General features: G+C 47.8%; 19 protein-coding genes and 1 tRNA gene. 7 read left to right on the forward strand and 13 right to left on the reverse strand.

What is annotated here, in order from left to right; translation table 11 throughout:
• Window positions 1-43 precede the first annotated feature (43 nt).
• The 4 genes from DW189_RS04840 (at window position 44) to DW189_RS04855 (ending at window position 3291) form a co-directional block, all read left to right on the forward strand.
• Window positions 44-1102, forward strand: coding sequence for a TlpA disulfide reductase family protein (locus tag DW189_RS04840; RefSeq protein WP_117507067.1), 1059 nt, complete (start codon window positions 44-46; stop codon window positions 1100-1102).
• Window positions 1103-1386: 284 nt separating this feature from the next.
• Window positions 1387-2004 (forward strand): crossover junction endodeoxyribonuclease RuvC, encoded by a 618-nt coding sequence (gene ruvC, locus DW189_RS04845; protein ID WP_022331954.1) that lies wholly within the window; start codon window positions 1387-1389, stop codon window positions 2002-2004.
• A gap of 17 nt (window positions 2005-2021) precedes the next feature.
• Window positions 2022-3086 carry a TlpA disulfide reductase family protein gene (locus tag DW189_RS04850; protein ID WP_022331953.1) on the forward strand — a complete coding sequence of 355 codons (1065 nt, stop codon included), beginning with the start codon at window positions 2022-2024 and terminating at the stop codon, window positions 3084-3086.
• 131 nt (window positions 3087-3217) lie between these two features.
• Window positions 3218-3291 (forward strand) — tRNA-Arg (locus DW189_RS04855).
• A gap of 1153 nt (window positions 3292-4444) precedes the next feature.
• Here the strand turns inward: DW189_RS04855 and DW189_RS14220 are convergent.
• The 5 genes from DW189_RS14220 to DW189_RS04880 are packed head-to-tail and all read right to left on the reverse strand — an operon-like array spanning window position 4445 to window position 5586.
• Window positions 4445-4660, reverse strand: a complete 216-nt coding sequence (locus tag DW189_RS14220) for a hypothetical protein (RefSeq protein WP_147326492.1) — start codon at window positions 4658-4660, stop codon at window positions 4445-4447.
• Window positions 4641-4823: a hypothetical protein gene (locus DW189_RS04865; RefSeq protein WP_117507069.1), complete on the reverse strand. Its 183-nt coding sequence runs from the start codon at window positions 4821-4823 to the stop codon at window positions 4641-4643. The genes DW189_RS14220 and DW189_RS04865 overlap by 20 nt, the downstream gene beginning before the upstream one ends.
• A gap of 12 nt (window positions 4824-4835) precedes the next feature.
• The gene (locus DW189_RS04870; protein ID WP_117507070.1) at window positions 4836-5087 is read right to left on the reverse strand and encodes a hypothetical protein; all 252 of its coding nucleotides are present in this window, start codon (window positions 5085-5087) and stop codon (window positions 4836-4838) included.
• Between the two features lie 4 nt (window positions 5088-5091).
• Complete coding sequence (locus DW189_RS04875; protein ID WP_117507071.1) at window positions 5092-5307, reverse strand: hypothetical protein; 216 nt, start codon at window positions 5305-5307, stop codon at window positions 5092-5094.
• 36 nt (window positions 5308-5343) lie between these two features.
• On the reverse strand, window positions 5344-5586 hold the full coding sequence (locus tag DW189_RS04880) for a hypothetical protein (protein WP_055205049.1): 243 nt from the start codon (window positions 5584-5586) through the stop codon (window positions 5344-5346).
• A 172-nt stretch (window positions 5587-5758) separates the two neighbouring features.
• Between DW189_RS04880 and DW189_RS04885 the strand changes: the two genes are divergently transcribed.
• The 3 genes from DW189_RS04885 to DW189_RS04895 are packed head-to-tail and all read left to right on the forward strand — an operon-like array spanning window position 5759 to window position 7358.
• On the forward strand, window positions 5759-6001 hold the full coding sequence (locus tag DW189_RS04885) for a helix-turn-helix domain-containing protein (RefSeq protein ID WP_018697239.1): 243 nt from the start codon (window positions 5759-5761) through the stop codon (window positions 5999-6001).
• Window positions 6002-6004: 3 nt separating this feature from the next.
• Window positions 6005-6559: a protein adenylyltransferase Fic gene (gene fic, locus DW189_RS04890; RefSeq protein ID WP_018697240.1), complete on the forward strand. Its 555-nt coding sequence runs from the start codon at window positions 6005-6007 to the stop codon at window positions 6557-6559.
• Window positions 6549-7358, forward strand: a complete 810-nt coding sequence (locus tag DW189_RS04895; RefSeq protein ID WP_082426833.1) for a DUF4468 domain-containing protein — start codon at window positions 6549-6551, stop codon at window positions 7356-7358. Before fic ends, DW189_RS04895 begins: the two co-directional genes overlap by 11 nt.
• Window positions 7359-7416: 58 nt before the next feature.
• Here DW189_RS04895 and DW189_RS04900 read toward each other — a convergent pair whose 3' ends face one another.
• The 8 genes from DW189_RS04900 to DW189_RS04930 form a co-directional block, all read right to left on the reverse strand.
• Entirely contained in the window at window positions 7417-7851 is a 435-nt protein-coding gene (locus tag DW189_RS04900; RefSeq protein ID WP_055205020.1) for a hypothetical protein, read from the reverse strand.
• Window positions 7852-7894: 43 nt separating this feature from the next.
• Window positions 7895-12160, reverse strand: coding sequence for a hypothetical protein (locus DW189_RS04905; protein ID WP_055205022.1), 4266 nt, complete (start codon window positions 12158-12160; stop codon window positions 7895-7897).
• Between the two features lie 106 nt (window positions 12161-12266).
• Complete coding sequence (locus DW189_RS04910) at window positions 12267-12695, reverse strand: hypothetical protein (RefSeq protein WP_055205023.1); 429 nt, start codon at window positions 12693-12695, stop codon at window positions 12267-12269.
• 42 nt (window positions 12696-12737) lie between these two features.
• The gene (locus tag DW189_RS04915; RefSeq protein ID WP_018697245.1) at window positions 12738-13373 is read right to left on the reverse strand and encodes a hypothetical protein; all 636 of its coding nucleotides are present in this window, start codon (window positions 13371-13373) and stop codon (window positions 12738-12740) included.
• Between the two features lie 13 nt (window positions 13374-13386).
• The gene (locus tag DW189_RS14395) at window positions 13387-13563 is read right to left on the reverse strand and encodes a hypothetical protein (RefSeq protein WP_154654076.1); all 177 of its coding nucleotides are present in this window, start codon (window positions 13561-13563) and stop codon (window positions 13387-13389) included.
• A gap of 312 nt (window positions 13564-13875) precedes the next feature.
• Window positions 13876-14487, reverse strand: coding sequence for a hypothetical protein (locus DW189_RS04925; RefSeq protein ID WP_055205025.1), 612 nt, complete (start codon window positions 14485-14487; stop codon window positions 13876-13878).
• A gap of 28 nt (window positions 14488-14515) precedes the next feature.
• Entirely contained in the window at window positions 14516-14671 is a 156-nt protein-coding gene (locus DW189_RS14400) for a hypothetical protein (RefSeq protein WP_018697248.1), read from the reverse strand.
• Between the two features lie 98 nt (window positions 14672-14769).
• Window positions 14770-15018, reverse strand: coding sequence for a hypothetical protein (locus DW189_RS04930; protein WP_055205037.1), 249 nt, complete (start codon window positions 15016-15018; stop codon window positions 14770-14772).
• Window positions 15019-15065 lie beyond the last annotated feature (47 nt).

A 15065-nucleotide genomic window follows, 5' to 3' on the forward strand; every position in this document is an offset into this window, starting at 1 on the left:
GCAAATGCCCCGGAGGGGCTTTTCGATAAAACCACCCCGTCTTATGAAAAAAACACTCCTTTTCGCATCGGCCGCAGTCCTGTTATGCGGTTGCGGCACCGGATCCAAATACGTCGTTGAAGGCCACATCGCCGGGCTCGAAGGCACCGTCTACATGTTCGAGGGCGACAGCCTGATCGACTCGGCCGTCGTCGAAGGCGGCAAGTTCCGCTTCGAAGGCCCGGCGGACATCACCGCCCGGCGCACCGTCACCGATTCCCGCGAAAGGGATGCACAGCGGTTCGGGACGATGTTTTTCCCCGAACCGGGGACAGTCTCGATCGAGGACAACCCCGACGCCCCGGCCGGGTCAACGCGTGTGACGGGCACTCCGGCAAACGATGCAAGCGCCGCTTTCCGGGCGTCGGCCATGACGCTGATGGATGAATACCACCGGGAAGGCACCTCCGAAGGACGTCGCCGGGAGATCGAAGACGAACTGGGCGGGCTCCCCCGCAAAACGGCGGAAGCCAACCGCGACAATGCGTTCGGAATCATGGCCCTGGAAGGGATGGCCCCCACGCTTTCGGGACAGGAGCTGCTCGACCGGATCGCCGAATTTTCGCCGGGGATGCAAAAGTCCCGGGAGTTAGCCGCGCTCAGGACGGTTGCGGCGCAACGCCTCAAGACCGACATCGGCCAGCCCTACATGAACATCATGCAGGGCGATGCCGACGGGCAGATCGTTACCCTGACCTCGGTGATCGACAACCCGGCCAACAAATACACGCTCGTGGACTTCTGGGCATCGTGGTGCGGCCCCTGCATGGAGGAGGTTCCCCATCTGAAGCAGGCTTACGACAAGTTCCACGGCCAGGGCTTCGAAATATACGGCGTATCGCTGGACAACGACAACGACAAATGGCTCGGCGCCATCCGCGAGCACGGCATGGGCTGGGTGCAGGTCAGCGACCTCAACGGCTTCGACAACCTCGCGGCGAAAGACTATGCCGTGCAAAGCATCCCGTCGAATTTCCTGATCGACGCCCAGGGCCGGATCGTCGCCAAGAACCTGCGCGGCGAAGACCTTTGCAGCAAAGTCGCCGAATTGCTCGCCGAGTAATCCGTCCTGCGCGGGGATACCCGTCCGCCTCCGCTCAGGGCCGCCGGAACGGTTCTTTGCAAAAAGCCGAAACGCCCCTGCCCGAAAACACGAGCACGGCCTTACGGACATCCATCGGCCCGAACACCATGCAACGCCGGAAATATATTCCAGCACGCAAATTCGGGATGCTTCCGACTACCGGATCTTCATCCGCTGCGGCGAGGCATCCCACATATTGAAATATCGGAAGAAGCGCCTGTCTTTATTCCGAATAACGAAAGGATAACAACCTGCTTAAAAAAATGCAACATCAGGAGACATACCGCATCATGGGCATCGACCCCGGCACCAATTACATGGGGTACGGGGTGCTGGAGATCGAGGGGCGCAACGTCCGTTCCGTCGTACTGGGAGACATCGACCTGCACAAACTGACCGATCCCTATGCCAAGCTACGTTATATCTTCGAGCGGGTCGGGGCGCTGATTGACCAGTACGCCCCGCGCGAAGTGGCGCTGGAATCGCCCTTCTTCGGCGAAAACGTGCAGTCGATGCTCAAACTCGGGCGGGCGCAGGGCGTGGCTATGGCAGCTGCGCTGAGCCGCGGCCTCGCCGTTTCGGAATACGCCCCGATGCGCATCAAGCAAAGCATCACGGGGCGCGGTTCCGCCGCCAAGGAACAGGTCGCCGCCATCGTCTGCCGTATCCTCTCGATAGATCAGCCCCCCAGACGGCTCGATGCCACGGACGGCATGGCCGTCGCCTTGTGCCACCACTTCACAACGGCCAGCCCGCTCAACACAGCTCTGGGCGACGAGCGCGTAAAAGGGCTGGGCGGCGGAAAAAAGGCAGCTTCGAAACGCGGCTCCCAGAGTTGGGAGAAATTCCTGAAAGACCATCCCGACCGGGAGATAAAATAGCCCCCGAATTACTAACCATGAAAATAATCACCGTCCTCCTGTCCGCCGCATTCCTGTTATGCAATTGCGGGGGTTCGAACTACACTGTCTCGGGCCATTACGGCCTCGCACCGGGCGACTCGGTATTCCTCTTCGCCAGCAACAAATCCATAATCGGCTCCGGCGTAATGGCTACCGACACGACGTTCAGGCTCAAGGGCAAGGTCGCCGGCACCGACATCGCCACTCTGAGCGACCGCGACCGGCTCCTGACGCCCACGCTTATCTTTCTGGAAGCGGGCGACATCCGGCTGGAACCCCGCGAAGAGGGCGTGTATGAAGCGACGGGCACACCTTTGAATGACAGCCTGCTGCTGCTAAACAGGAAACTGGAGGCGCTCCGCAACGAATACATCAAAATGACGCCGGCCACTCCGCACGAGGAAGTCGAAGCCATCTTCGCACGCTTTGAGGAGATTCCCCGCGCGATGATGAATGCCAACCTCGACAATATCTTCGGCCTATGGCTCTTCTCAGCCTATGAATTCCCGAATATGCTGCAGGACGACACCCGACGGGCGCAGATAAGGCCCTGTATGACTGCGTTCTCACCCGGAATGCAGGCGCATACGATCATGCAGGAACTGCAAAAGGAACTGGCGGGATTCGAAAACGCGCAGATCGGCCACCGCTTTACGAACCTCACGCTGACCGACACGCAAGGCGAACCCATATCGCTCTCGTCGCTGGTGGAACCGGGACGCTGGGTTTTGCTCGACTTCTGGGCGACGTGGTGCGCCCCCTGCTGCCACGAGATCCCCCACCTGCGCGAGGCATACGCCGCCTACAAAGCCAAGGGGTTTGAAATTTACGCCGTCTCGCTCGACAACGACGAGGCGAAATGGCGGTCGTTCACATCGGCCAACGACATGCCGTGGATCAATGTCCAGGGCATCGATGCGGACAAACGGAGCACGGCTGCCGCAGCCTACGGGATCACGTCGATCCCCGCGAACTTCCTGATCTCGCCCGACGGCATCATCGTAGCGAAGAACCTGCGCGGCGGGGAGCTTTCGAAGAAACTCGCCGAAATGCTGGAATAGCCGCGGCAATAACCCACTGATAATCCGGATAATGTATACTTCCGGCACAAAATGAGACATCTTTTTATTAAAAAATTTACGGAATAATTTGCGTGTTTAGGATTTTCACCCTATATTTGCACCTGCAATTCGGCACCGTAGCTTAATTGAATAGAGCATCTGACTACGGATCAGAAGGTTACAGGTTTGAGTCCTGTCGGTGTCACTCTCAAAATCAACCACTTACAGCGATGTAGGTGGTTTTTCTTTTATTAGCAGGTACACAAATTAAACACATCTTTACAAACTGCGATTGCCCCCTAACCTTACCGTAATTTTCATTTGATACGGCACCTATTCCAGCTCGGGGACGCGAACGAAACGACGACGAAGGCGCAGGGCTGGCCGGCGTGCTTCCGTCTTATTGTTCTAAAAGTTCACACGATACCCCATAAAAACACCACACAAACGCATTAAATTGTTCGATAAGTCGCAGAAACCCACATTAAGAGCTGGCCGGCGTCCGGTTTCATCTCGCACGCGCGCGCATAGATGTCGGAAAATTCAACTGATATACCTGTAAAAGGATTCGTGAGTTCTATTGCCTCGCGCACGCGCGCGTAGTGACGTGCAAAAATTATCCTTGTTTGGGGTTGATTTTCCCCTCGTTGTAACCTCGTTGTAATTCTTTATACCCTTGCCGTAATCTTGCCGTTGTTTCCGTTTTACCCTTGACGTAACCTTGACGTTGTTTTTGTTTTACCCTTACCGTAACCTTACCGTTGTTTTACGCTTTACGCTTGTTTTAGGCTTGTTTTTCCTTGGGGTAACCTTGGGATCATCAAGTCGTTTCAAAGTCGATTTTTCGGTGTCCAAATTGAAAATACCCTCCCCGTAACCACCCCGTAATCTCACCATTTTACCCTTAGCAAAACCTTAGCGGTTTTTAGGGGTTTTATCCAATCGGTATAACGAATCGTTAGAGCGTCGGGAATAACGACGCCGGCACAACCTTTTACCCTTTGTGTAACCTTTGTGTATTTTGGACACAATAGACGCCAACAACCAACCCAGCCGCCCGGATTGACGGCTGGGGCATCCTCGGGGTATATGCGGAATTCCTCAACGTGGGGTGCGGGTGGGTTCGTCGCTCTGTTCATGCACCAACCGGGTTAGTTCTGCATTAAATTCGTTGCCGATCCTCCGTCGCTCTATAAGTTGCTGGAGTACCTCCTTTACCTGTGGAGCATCCGGTTTTATTGCGCCGCTCTCCAATTTGGACACAATCTCTTTCCCTCTGCGTATTACCGCATCTGTCTCCGCAGTTATCTCGTCGTTCCGTCGTAAAATTTGGTCTCTGTTCATAATACAATAGTTTTTTATCGGGTAAGTTTCATTAATAATCCTTTCGGCTTTTGGGCGGCCTTGCTCGGCGATACCTGCGCCCGCAGTTCTTGCAGTTGCATCCGTAGTTCGATAATCTCCATGACTAATTCGCTACGTTCTTGGAGTAATTGAAACCGGGCTTCGCTGGCTTTCATGTAAAGTTCCGAAAGGCTGTTAAAGTCGGAGGGTTTATTCGTTTGTGAACTCATATTCCCTGTTGGTTTGTGGGTGAAACATCAAAACATCGCCACCCCTTTCCCATTCTCGGATCGTGTACCTGCCTTTTGGGAGGTAACCTGCCCGGTGGACGGCTTCGGCCTCGGTGGGGAAATACCCCACCGTATACCCTTCAAAGGATAGTTCGTAGATCATAACCGTAGATGATTAGTTCAACATTAATTGCAAGGCTTCGGATATATCGGGATACTCTTTGCCTTCGGCGTCCCATACCGCCGGAACCAGCACGAGGTCTTGCCTCTCGTCGTTGCACATCTTCGCCTCGTAGTTGATGAAGGCTATATATCCCTTGTGGGTAATCTCAAATCCCCTGCTGAGGCCGTCGCAGTGGAAGGTAATGTAATCGGCCGCTTTGCGGGCTATCGCCCGAAGATCGGACGGGGTTAATGCTGTGGTCATGGTATTAACTTAGTTTGCTGGTTTTGCACTGGTATTGATTGATTGTGCGCCTGCCGGCCAAAATATCACGGCATTCTATAAGCTCTTTTGTTAGTTCGACTATTCGCTGCTGTGCCTTGATAAGGCGATCACCCTGTTCGATGTAATCGCGTACACCTTTCCAATACTCCGCCCGCCAATCTATTTCCGGGGAACTCGTCGTGTTTACGTTCTCTTTCATAATTTTATCGTGATTTTGGTTGAATCTCGCTATTTTTTAGTCGCCGTAGTACGTTCTGCTGTTGCCGTAATAGTCCGCGGGCACTATCAACAGCTCGGGGCGGTACTCCGTGGCCTTCGGCTGCTCCGTCGGGCGGTTCTCTATCTTCGCCGTCATGATCGCCAACTTCTCATTGCGCCAAGCCTTCTTGAGGCAGGTCGAGAACGACATTGAGACGTTGGCGCGTTTCAGATACCAGGCGTTTTTCATGATCTTCGAGAGGTTGTAGGTTGCTTTCATAGTCTTTACGTTTACTTCAATTATTACAATGCAAATTTACGTATAATGAAATTAACAACCAAATAAAAGAGCAAGAAAGTTTACGTAAATTGCGATTTTTTTTGCTGAAATTGTATTTTATGGATATTTTGCCCTATATTTGCACTTGGAGAACTTATAATATATTGCAACTATGTTACAACTTAAGGATTTATTGAGGCGTAAAGGAATGACCGCAAAAGAACTTGCGGTAAAAATTGGCATTAGCGAGGGTGCTTTATCAAAGTCGCTTTCGGGTAATCCAACACTTGAACGCATTGAACAGATAGCCGTCGCCCTCGGCGTATCGGTTCCGGAACTTTTCGCCCCTCAACCGACGAACACAATCACCTGCCCGCATTGCGGCAAACTTATCAAGGTGGAGAAGGGAGAATAAATTATGGGAAAGAAAACAGACCAAATAGACGCCCAAAGCCTCGAACAGGCGCGCGCCCTATTCGAATCGGGGGACATCGACCGCATAGAGGTCGGAACCGTGGCCGGGCTTTGTGAGATTCACCGCTATTTGTTCGGTGGGTTGTACGACTTTGCCGGAAAAATCCGGACGCTGAATATCGCAAAGGGTGGTTTCCGATTTGCAAATTGCCTTTATCTGGGTGCCATCCTCCCGGTGATCGAGCAAATGCCGGAAACAACCTTTGAGGAAATAATTGCGAAATACGTCGAAATGAACATCGCCCACCCGTTCATGGAGGGCAACGGACGAGCAACCCGCATTTGGCTCGACATGATGCTGAAAAAACGATTGATGCAGGTTGTGGACTGGCGGAAGGTGGATAAGGATTTGTATTTGCAGGCTATGGAGCGCAGCCCGATCAATGACCTGGAATTACGCGCCTTGCTCGGCCAGGCATTGACCGACCGCACGGATGATCGGGAGGTGATTTTCAAAGGCATCGAACAGTCTTATTACTACGAGGGATATGAAGCATAAGGATAATGCGCGAGGGTTCATTCGATTGTTTTCTTTAGAATGCCTTGTAATCGCACTTAGTATATTTCCGTTGTTACATACACACGCCACACCACATCAAGCGAATGAAAAGGGGGTCGTGCAGGAAATTGTTGAATCAAGAGATAGTGCAGTAATACTATTTGGGCGGGCACAAAATATGTTTGCACTTCTTTTCGATGATTTTGATATTACCCTACGAAATAACGATAATAGGACAATAATTGCATCAGGACGAGCTAAAATAGGTGATTATATTCGAAACAATTACGATTCCAATTATCGTATGGTATCGTTCATTACCTATAAAATAAAAATTGACTGTAAAGATTATAAATATCGGTATTCAATCTCTGATATTAAAATAACAACCTTTTCTAATTTATTTGAAACCCCACAATTTGACTGGATTTCCTTCTGGTGTGCATGGTCTGATTATGGCTTAATAAACACACCTTATTTTACATATGGGGATGCAAAGATAAAAACCGAGATATATTCTTATACTATTTCTGAAATTTATGCGTCATACCAACGCGATAGCGCTGTGATAAGTAAATATGACGAAGCAGCAAAGCTATATTATGCAGCTCTAAATAAGACAAAACGCAAGTCTGATCGCAAGAATCTATTTGAACAATTAAGGCAAGTAAATTTATCCAAGATGAGTATGAGCAATAAATACAAGGCATTAAAAGCACTGAATACCATTACTCCAATATATATAATAGATTTATGCGATAAGATTAAGGACTATATGGGAATGCATGATGATTTTTGATGTTTTATTAGGCGAATTTGCCTTTGTAGAATAAAGCCGGGATTAATCCCGGCTTTATCTATAACACAATAACGGTTCCATCCTTATTTACCGAATACTCCCCGCTGATATTTACGATATTCAGCACGGCGTAGTCTTTTGCGTTGATCTGGGCTCGTGCGCCGTGCATCAATATGATTGTATGCGTGAATTGAGGCCGAGAAGCCTCGATAGTGGCCTTTGTATCACCGACCAGGCATACATATTCCTTGCCCTTTAGCGTGATGTCGCCAGCGTCGACATATATTTCCAATCCTTGAAGATTGCTTTGGTTCTCCCTGAACACTTCGACTGCGGGGAAGTTGTGACCCTGGCAGAACTCGATCCCTTGTGGGGTAAACATCAGTTTGATTAGGTCGGGGAAGTCTTGGATGCGGTTTATCTTTTTACAAGCGCCCGTTTGTAGTGCCATCGCCCGTATGGCATCTACACTCTTATTGTGTTGAGTTGTCATAATGCTAAATATTTATATATTAATTTATTAGACTATATTTAATTTATAGATTTTCGGTATTTCTTTTTATGCTATTTATCCCATTCTCAATGCGCCCCAGTGTCTTATCCATGTTTTTGGTGCTTACGTTTATTTCCCTAACCTCTAAAAGGGTTTCCACGTCAATACGCAAACTTTCGTAATAAGCGGCTGACAATTCGTCGATTCTCGAATCCATATTCAGACAATTGTGTATTGATTCTATAATTCCTTCGACCGAATCGCGCATTTGAAGTTGTGACATGACAGCGTTTCGGATGTCGGTTACTTTGCCTTGAATGTCGGTGAAACGACCGTTTAATTCATCACCCGTATCTTGCGACATCGTTTGAAAGCCTCGGGATGTTGCTTGTTGTTTTGAGGCTGTATTATCTTCAAAATATTTATCTGCCCAGCCAAAAGAAGCCTCCAAATTTTGATTAAGTTTTTTAATCATTTCATCAATGATGTTCTCCTCCGTTTGGGTAATAATACCATCTTCCCAAAAATCTTCCAACTTATCGCGTATGACTTGCATAGGTTCTTTTATATCGGCCTTCATGGCCTCAATCACCATTTGCTTAATCATGTTTTTTACAAAGTCTTTAGCCGATTTTGCCCTGTCTTCTCCTTGTGCCCAGGCGTCGGCATATGCTTCAGCAAAATCATTGATAGCAGCCTGAATGTCTGAACCGAATATAGCATCTTGCGCCTTTGCGGCATTATCTTCTATAAGGTTTGTTATCTCCTCATATTGTTTCTCCCACTCTTTAATGCGTTTTTTATCTGGGTCTTTCTTGCTCTTTTCTTCTTGTATTTGACGCTGAATTAATAACTTTTGTTGCTCAAGCAACTTATTTTGGTCTTCTATTAACTCTTTCGCATCTGTAGAATACGCTTTTTCTATTGAACGCGATAGCCTGTCGTAAGAACGTGATAATGCATCTATCTGATCTTGGAGTTTTTGTATTTTTCTTTCTTTACTTTTATCCATCCATTTATTTATACTTGTAATAACTCCAAGTATGCTACTGGTCGCCTCTGACGCTGCGCCCATTATGTCGCCACTTTTAAATTTTTCCCACGAAGAATACACATGATTATCAAATTCGGACATCAAATTTGATAATTCAGCCCATTTGCCTAATGTTGTATCAATTTCTGCATCTTGCCCAAAAGATGCCATCATGTCGACAATACTATCCGTCAGTTGTTGCATAGCTTGAATTGTCTGATGAATTGATGTAACAATCATATCAATCATAGAAATCACTCCCGATGCCTTTCCTGCTGCTTTGGACATAGAGGCTCCCATTGCTTGCACATTTTGATCGCCGGTTTTGGCACCTTTGAGCTGCATGGCATCTCCGAGTTTCTGGTAGTTATCAATCAAGCCATTTATTCCTTGATTTTGATATGTTTGAAATCTACCTCTTTCATTCAACTTGTCGCGGTATTGTTGGTCAAGTTGCTGTGTTGCCCTTACATATTCTTCTATTGAAATTTTACCCGCCTCAAGCATCTGGTTTAGCTGATTGCGCAAAGTGTTATATATGTTTGATGCCATGCTTTTAGACATGGTTTCAATCCACGAAAAGAAGGCGATCCAATTGTCTGACTGTTTAGTTTCAATCTCGGCAAGGGCTGCATCGCGCTCTTTTTTCAACCTTTCTCTGTCTCCCTGAGTTGTAGCTTTTCTAATTCTTTCGTCGTAATATTCTTTTGTCGCTTGTAGTTTTTCTCGGAAATTTCCGTATTTTCTCAAATACTCATTCCACGCTTGAATCTCTTTGTTGACAACATCCGATAATCCCTCTGGAGTTATAGCTATACCCGATACACTCGCCCGCTCTTTATTTCGTTGTTCTTTATTGAACTCTTTCAAGGCTTCCGTGTATATTCTAACACCTTCTGCCGCTTTGATATTGTCAGCATAATATACCTTTTGAAGGTCATGATATTTTTCGCCGGCAGACCCATCGGCAGCCACGTTGACTGCGATAACTAAACCTTTGGTGTCTGCGGCAAGAATATTCTGAGCTCCTTCAAGTTTTGAGTGTATGTAATCATCCAATTCCTGTGGAGACAAAATGTCCCCATTAGGCAGGATTGGGGTGACTAAAATCTCAGTCACCTTTCCCTTGGCATCCAAAATACCATATTGGCTGCTGAAAACGGTGGCAATACCCTCTCCGGCATCTTCCCAGCCTTTTTTTACCAATTCCGCCGCTTTAACAAGTGGGCGCGCCAAATGATTTACATTCCCTTTGTACTGCGCAATCATCTGCTGTCCGGCGAGGAATCGTTCAGACGAAGTATCATTTTTATATTGGGCATCAATTTCCTTTTCTTGTAACTCAAGCAGCTTTTTTTCGGCTTCTTGTATGGCTCGGGCACGTTTCTGATAGTCGAGGTCTATTTGCGCAAGTTTCTTGGCCGTGCCGTCCTTCATGGAATCTACCTCCGCCTGCAATGCATCGTCCCGGAGCTTTTGCAATTGCTTGGTGAGCTCCTTTAGATTGCGCTCTTGATCGGATGCGGCTTTTTTTGCTGCGCTTTCGGCCTCTTGGCGGGCTTTTTTCCATTCTGCGTTAAGTTCGGCGGGGGTTTTCCCTATAAATGATTTTTCTGCAACAGATGCTAATTCTTCGCTGCTTTCATCAAGTATTGCAAGATATTCCCGAATATCATTAGGAATATCATCCGGAAGCTCTAATTTCGTGCGGATAGCTTCGCTTGCACGCTCAATGCCTTTTTCCAAACCAGCAATAGCACCACTCAAACCTTCTATAATTGGCGACTTTTTGCTAATGCCCTTACTTTGCAGATCATTTATTTTCGATTGTAATGTATCGATGCGATCTGCATAGGATTGAATACGTTTATATTCATCTGTACCCTCTATTTTTAACTTTTTAATTACATTTTCTGTAATGAGCTCCTGGGCGGCTTTGGCTTGTGCGACCTCGATAATTGCATCGCGCAGGTTTTCATAAGCACCGACAGCATTCCCGACCATAACCTGTTCCGCAGCCATATTGCCGAAGTAAGCGGGGTATATGTCTTGCAGTTTTTTGACCGCTTCGGCTCTTTCTTCATAGGGCCTGGAAAGGTCTGTCGCAGCCCTATACAGCAGGTTCAATTTGGTTAATTCGGATTGAGCCGACACCGAACCTTGAGCCATAGCGGAATTAAAGCGTTCGAGTGCAGCGGCAGAGGCGTCTATTGTCGTTTTACCTTTGAACAGCGACGCTACCCAGTTGGTTATCTCCTTGCCGTAAAGGGTAAGCACGGTTACGCCGGCCACAAGCAGGGTTTGCCAGGATATGATTGACTTTGCAATTTGCTTCCATACAGGTACATACGCCTCGCCTGCCGCCCTTAATGCCCGAACTTCTTTGATTACTTTGGCGACTTCATCAGCCAACATTGGGAAGTTATTGGATATGGCGGAAAAGAAAGCCTGGGGGCCGTATGCCAATGCAGGAAATTCGCGGGCAACCTGCTGAATCTGGAATCCCAGCATATTGAATCCCGAGGCATAGTCGCCTACTTTCCGGGTGTGAACGCCCATCGACGCATCCAGTTCTTTGATCTTCGTGTCGAGCGATTCGATGTTTTTAAGCATCGTTTGCCCTTGCGCCCCCTCACGATCCGCGGCGCTCATATTTTTATACACCGCACGCATACGGGTAAGCGCCTGGGACATTTCGTTGATTGAGCCGATGGCGGTCTGCTCCAATTTGATTTGGTTGGCAAGCTCCCGCCTCAATTGGGATATTTCCTGCTTGTATTCCTCGATAGATACGGCAGCGTCCAATACTTGCGCCCTTTTCTTTGCAGACAATTGCCCGTTCTGCTGCTCTTCCTTATTGAGCGCGGTGACATCCGCTTTTAATCGTGCGATCTCATTTGAATATAGCCTAATTTGGGCTATTGCCTTTGTTTTTTCGTCGTTAGCGGCTTTTAGCTCACCAAGCAGGTCATGGTATGCCGCAGTTTCGGCCTGGGTAGCCGCTGTTCCTGCCGTAGAACCGCCGCCAGCAGTTCCGGTCGTGGCCGAGGCAGTAGCCTTGGACGCCGCATCCATTGCCTGCTGCTCCATCTGGGCGATCTTGCGCATTGCCTGTTCGACGCGAGCCTCCATATCGGCAATATGGCGATTTATGACTTTAAACCCGTCTGAGTTAGACGGAAATTTCTCCAACAACTGATATAACAGTTTCAGCGATTTGATAAAATTATTTAACTTTGCGGTGTCCGCATTTATTTTGAATGATAATGCACTCATTACTACTTATTAAAAAATTCATTAATTTGCTATTCTAAGGGAACTCCGTAGTTGCAAGTTTGGATTACCCGCGTTACGGTAAAAACCATAACGCGGGTTGTTTATTTTAGGGTTCTTTGGCTATCGTTTCGGCTAAACCGAGCATAATAGCGGTTATTTGCGATATGTCCTCAATAGGAAGCATCGCCAGGGTTTTATTGTATGCATCGAACAGCTCGGGCAATGATGCCCGCCGCATTATCCGACGACGCAAAAACCATATTCTGATCCCGGCGAATACATTGCGGCTGCCAACGATAGCCAGAGCGACACTATGCGCCATCGCTGCTATGCATGCTTCGCTCTTATCCGGTTCTTTATTAATATGCCGGGCTGTCATGATCTCCGCTGTGGTCTGAGGGGTCATCCTGTATATCGTGTAGCCTCTCCGGGCAATACGGATGCTGATAAAATCCCTTTTCCTACCATCAGCGGGTAACATATCTGCAAGCTCCGCTAAGGTCTGTATCATAATCTCTTTTTTTACTTTTTCCATGATGTAATACCTTAGTTGTTTTTTTATCTTCTGTTTGTATTTTTAACGTCGTGTAAATTTCTCCACATATCTAAATCCTGGCAGATTGATGGAAAACTCATTGTTATTGCCGATAGAAATAATGCCATTTGTCGTCAGGTAGCCCGACCTCGATACCGCCCGCATGACATTTCCATGCTCACGAAGGTATGCATCCAGTTCTTCGAGCTTGTTCACAATGTCCTGGGCTTGGGCGTATACTTGCTCCTTCGCTTCGGTATCAAGGTAAATAACATGCTGTTCTTTCAGGTAATTATCTACCTTGTCCTCAAATAGGAATATATGCCCTTGAGATATTGAGAATAAATCATTTCGTATATCGCAGTTTCCCTTTGCCTGGGTGTAGCGCCTTTGCCATTGTTCCGCCAGTGCGTATAAGGGCTTTACACTATCCATATATTGTTTTTTTGACAGTGCAAATTGCATCTTGCCCGCCTCCTTCGTTACCTGTTCTTCAATTAATGCCGTAAGATCATTTACATTGGAAAGTCGTGTTAAAATATCGTCGCCGAAAACAATGCCGGCGGCTGTAATTTCATCGATAATTTTCTGAGCGTCGGCAATGAAACTATAATAAGCGCGTCGCTGAGCGGCTATTGCTGATGAATCCTCATAGATAACCTTATTGTTATGTCCCATTTTGAATATTTTTTTAGAATTGCATAGAATCCACTATCTTTCTAACCTGTTGCTTTTCCTTTGCCCGCCGTTCATGGCATTCCCGAAGCACCCGGTCAATTTCTTCTACGGCCTGTTTGCCGTACTTTTTTTCGAGTGCTAATACAGTCTCGCTATTGATTTCATCTGCTGTTTTAATTGTTTTCTCCATGCTTATTTTTTGATTTATTTGTTTATTTCTTATCCGGCCATACCCTCGGTGGTGGTCGCGTTGCGCCCGTAGAAACTGGAGTTTTCGTTTGGCTCGGTTGATCCGGTGGTTTTTCTGACCATCCAGTATTATCATAAGCTCGTCACGGCTTAATTCGACAGTCCACACCGAATAGTCGGCAATTACTGCCCGCCCTTCCGTCCTTCTCCCCATTATCCGCTTGCTAATTATGTTTATAATCCTTACCTTTGCGAATAATGTAATGCTTCGTTCGACAATGCCTTATAAGAGAGAGGGACTATCCCCCCTCTCTTATTCTTTGAGGCAATCCAACGCGTCGGGATGGAGTTCTATGGTGCCTTCGTATGATACCCTAATGACACTACGGTAGTCCGTGTCTTCCGGCAGGATCGCAGTCTTGAAACTCGGATGATCCGCGATCAAAGTATTCAATGCTTCAACCGCACGGCGCACCTGTTCGCATTGCTGAAGTACACGTCCGCGCATTACTGCCACTTCGAGCGTACGCCGTTGGTGCTGGTCGGCCAGCCAGTCGGTAGACAATTTGACCTTATCCCCGCTTACGATAAATGCCTTAGGGTCGAGGGCATCAGCCTCACCGACACGCAGCGCATTTTTGATCGCCTGTTGTGAATTGTCGATGACGCTATTCATGTACTCATTTGCCCGCGCTGTGAGCTCCTCCCGTGTCGTTACGATCTTGATCTGCTTCGCGTCTTCGGCGGCAAGCCGTTTCGCCTGTGTTCGGATCGCCTTGCTGTCAGACAGCACAATGTCCGCAATGCTTTCGGTGGATACGTCCAGGCGCGCCACTTTCAGTTGCTGGATTGCGGCCTCAAGTTGGGGAATAGCGGCTGCGTGGGCTTTAATATACTCTTCGTGCTTGTTTGTCTTTGCTTTCATATTCGATAATAGTTTAGTTTGCATTGGTTCAAAACCGGATATTCGGATTTATGGCCGAATCTTTGGGGACATAACCGGGATGCTCAGCGTCGGGAAGTGCCTGCGCCCACTCTTTCGCTAATGCCTTGTCCTCTTCTTCATACTCGGGGATGTACACACCCCGCTGCTTGTCTTGCTCTTGCATGGTTTAAGTTGTTTTTTTAATGTTTCACAATTACATTTGCCTGTGGCTTTCATAGGATGGTTACGATTTTGGGTTGGGCATAGGCGGCGTGGATCCGCCTATGTTTTTTTTGCCTTTCCTGCCAGCCTCAATAGTCTACGCGCCAATCTTATGGCTTGGGCAGGGCTAAAACACAGCATTGCGCAATTGCCCTGTATGAAATCCGTGTCGTAATCGCTTGCGTCCGGGACGTACAGGATAATTTCGTCATCACCCCTGTGTGTGCCGTTGCTGTCTACAATCGTGGTCGTTACGCGGTCGAGCGTCAGTCCGATACCGTGTTGGTTGTCGATCTTGATCTGCTTCATGTTGTTTTATCCTTTAAAAAATAGTTGTTTCTTGGGTTACTTGCACC

This window comes from Alistipes sp. AM16-43 (assembly GCF_003435745.1).
Taxonomy (GTDB): domain Bacteria; phylum Bacteroidota; class Bacteroidia; order Bacteroidales; family Rikenellaceae; genus Alistipes; species Alistipes onderdonkii.

What these genes read in the sequence shown, in the direction of transcription:
- DW189_RS04840 (WP_117507067.1), top strand. Translation starts at nt 44, where the DNA reads ATGAAAAAAACACTCCTTTTCGCATCGGCCGCAGTCCTGTTATGCGGT.
- ruvC (WP_022331954.1), top strand. Translation starts at nt 1,387, where the DNA reads ATGCAACATCAGGAGACATACCGCATCATGGGCATCGACCCCGGCACC.
- DW189_RS04850 (WP_022331953.1), top strand. Translation starts at nt 2,022, where the DNA reads ATGAAAATAATCACCGTCCTCCTGTCCGCCGCATTCCTGTTATGCAAT.
- DW189_RS14220 (WP_147326492.1), bottom strand. Translation starts at nt 4,660, where the DNA reads ATGAGTTCACAAACGAATAAACCCTCCGACTTTAACAGCCTTTCGGAA.
- DW189_RS04865 (WP_117507069.1), bottom strand. Translation starts at nt 4,823, where the DNA reads ATGATCTACGAACTATCCTTTGAAGGGTATACGGTGGGGTATTTCCCC.
- DW189_RS04870 (WP_117507070.1), bottom strand. Translation starts at nt 5,087, where the DNA reads ATGACCACAGCATTAACCCCGTCCGATCTTCGGGCGATAGCCCGCAAA.
- DW189_RS04875 (WP_117507071.1), bottom strand. Translation starts at nt 5,307, where the DNA reads ATGAAAGAGAACGTAAACACGACGAGTTCCCCGGAAATAGATTGGCGG.
- DW189_RS04880 (WP_055205049.1), bottom strand. Translation starts at nt 5,586, where the DNA reads ATGAAAGCAACCTACAACCTCTCGAAGATCATGAAAAACGCCTGGTAT.
- DW189_RS04885 (WP_018697239.1), top strand. Translation starts at nt 5,759, where the DNA reads ATGTTACAACTTAAGGATTTATTGAGGCGTAAAGGAATGACCGCAAAA.
- fic (WP_018697240.1), top strand. Translation starts at nt 6,005, where the DNA reads ATGGGAAAGAAAACAGACCAAATAGACGCCCAAAGCCTCGAACAGGCG.
- DW189_RS04895 (WP_082426833.1), top strand. Translation starts at nt 6,549, where the DNA reads ATGAAGCATAAGGATAATGCGCGAGGGTTCATTCGATTGTTTTCTTTA.
- DW189_RS04900 (WP_055205020.1), bottom strand. Translation starts at nt 7,851, where the DNA reads ATGACAACTCAACACAATAAGAGTGTAGATGCCATACGGGCGATGGCA.
- DW189_RS04905 (WP_055205022.1), bottom strand. Translation starts at nt 12,160, where the DNA reads ATGAGTGCATTATCATTCAAAATAAATGCGGACACCGCAAAGTTAAAT.
- DW189_RS04910 (WP_055205023.1), bottom strand. Translation starts at nt 12,695, where the DNA reads ATGGAAAAAGTAAAAAAAGAGATTATGATACAGACCTTAGCGGAGCTT.
- DW189_RS04915 (WP_018697245.1), bottom strand. Translation starts at nt 13,373, where the DNA reads ATGGGACATAACAATAAGGTTATCTATGAGGATTCATCAGCAATAGCC.
- DW189_RS14395 (WP_154654076.1), bottom strand. Translation starts at nt 13,563, where the DNA reads ATGGAGAAAACAATTAAAACAGCAGATGAAATCAATAGCGAGACTGTA.
- DW189_RS04925 (WP_055205025.1), bottom strand. Translation starts at nt 14,487, where the DNA reads ATGAAAGCAAAGACAAACAAGCACGAAGAGTATATTAAAGCCCACGCA.
- DW189_RS14400 (WP_018697248.1), bottom strand. Translation starts at nt 14,671, where the DNA reads ATGCAAGAGCAAGACAAGCAGCGGGGTGTGTACATCCCCGAGTATGAA.
- DW189_RS04930 (WP_055205037.1), bottom strand. Translation starts at nt 15,018, where the DNA reads ATGAAGCAGATCAAGATCGACAACCAACACGGTATCGGACTGACGCTC.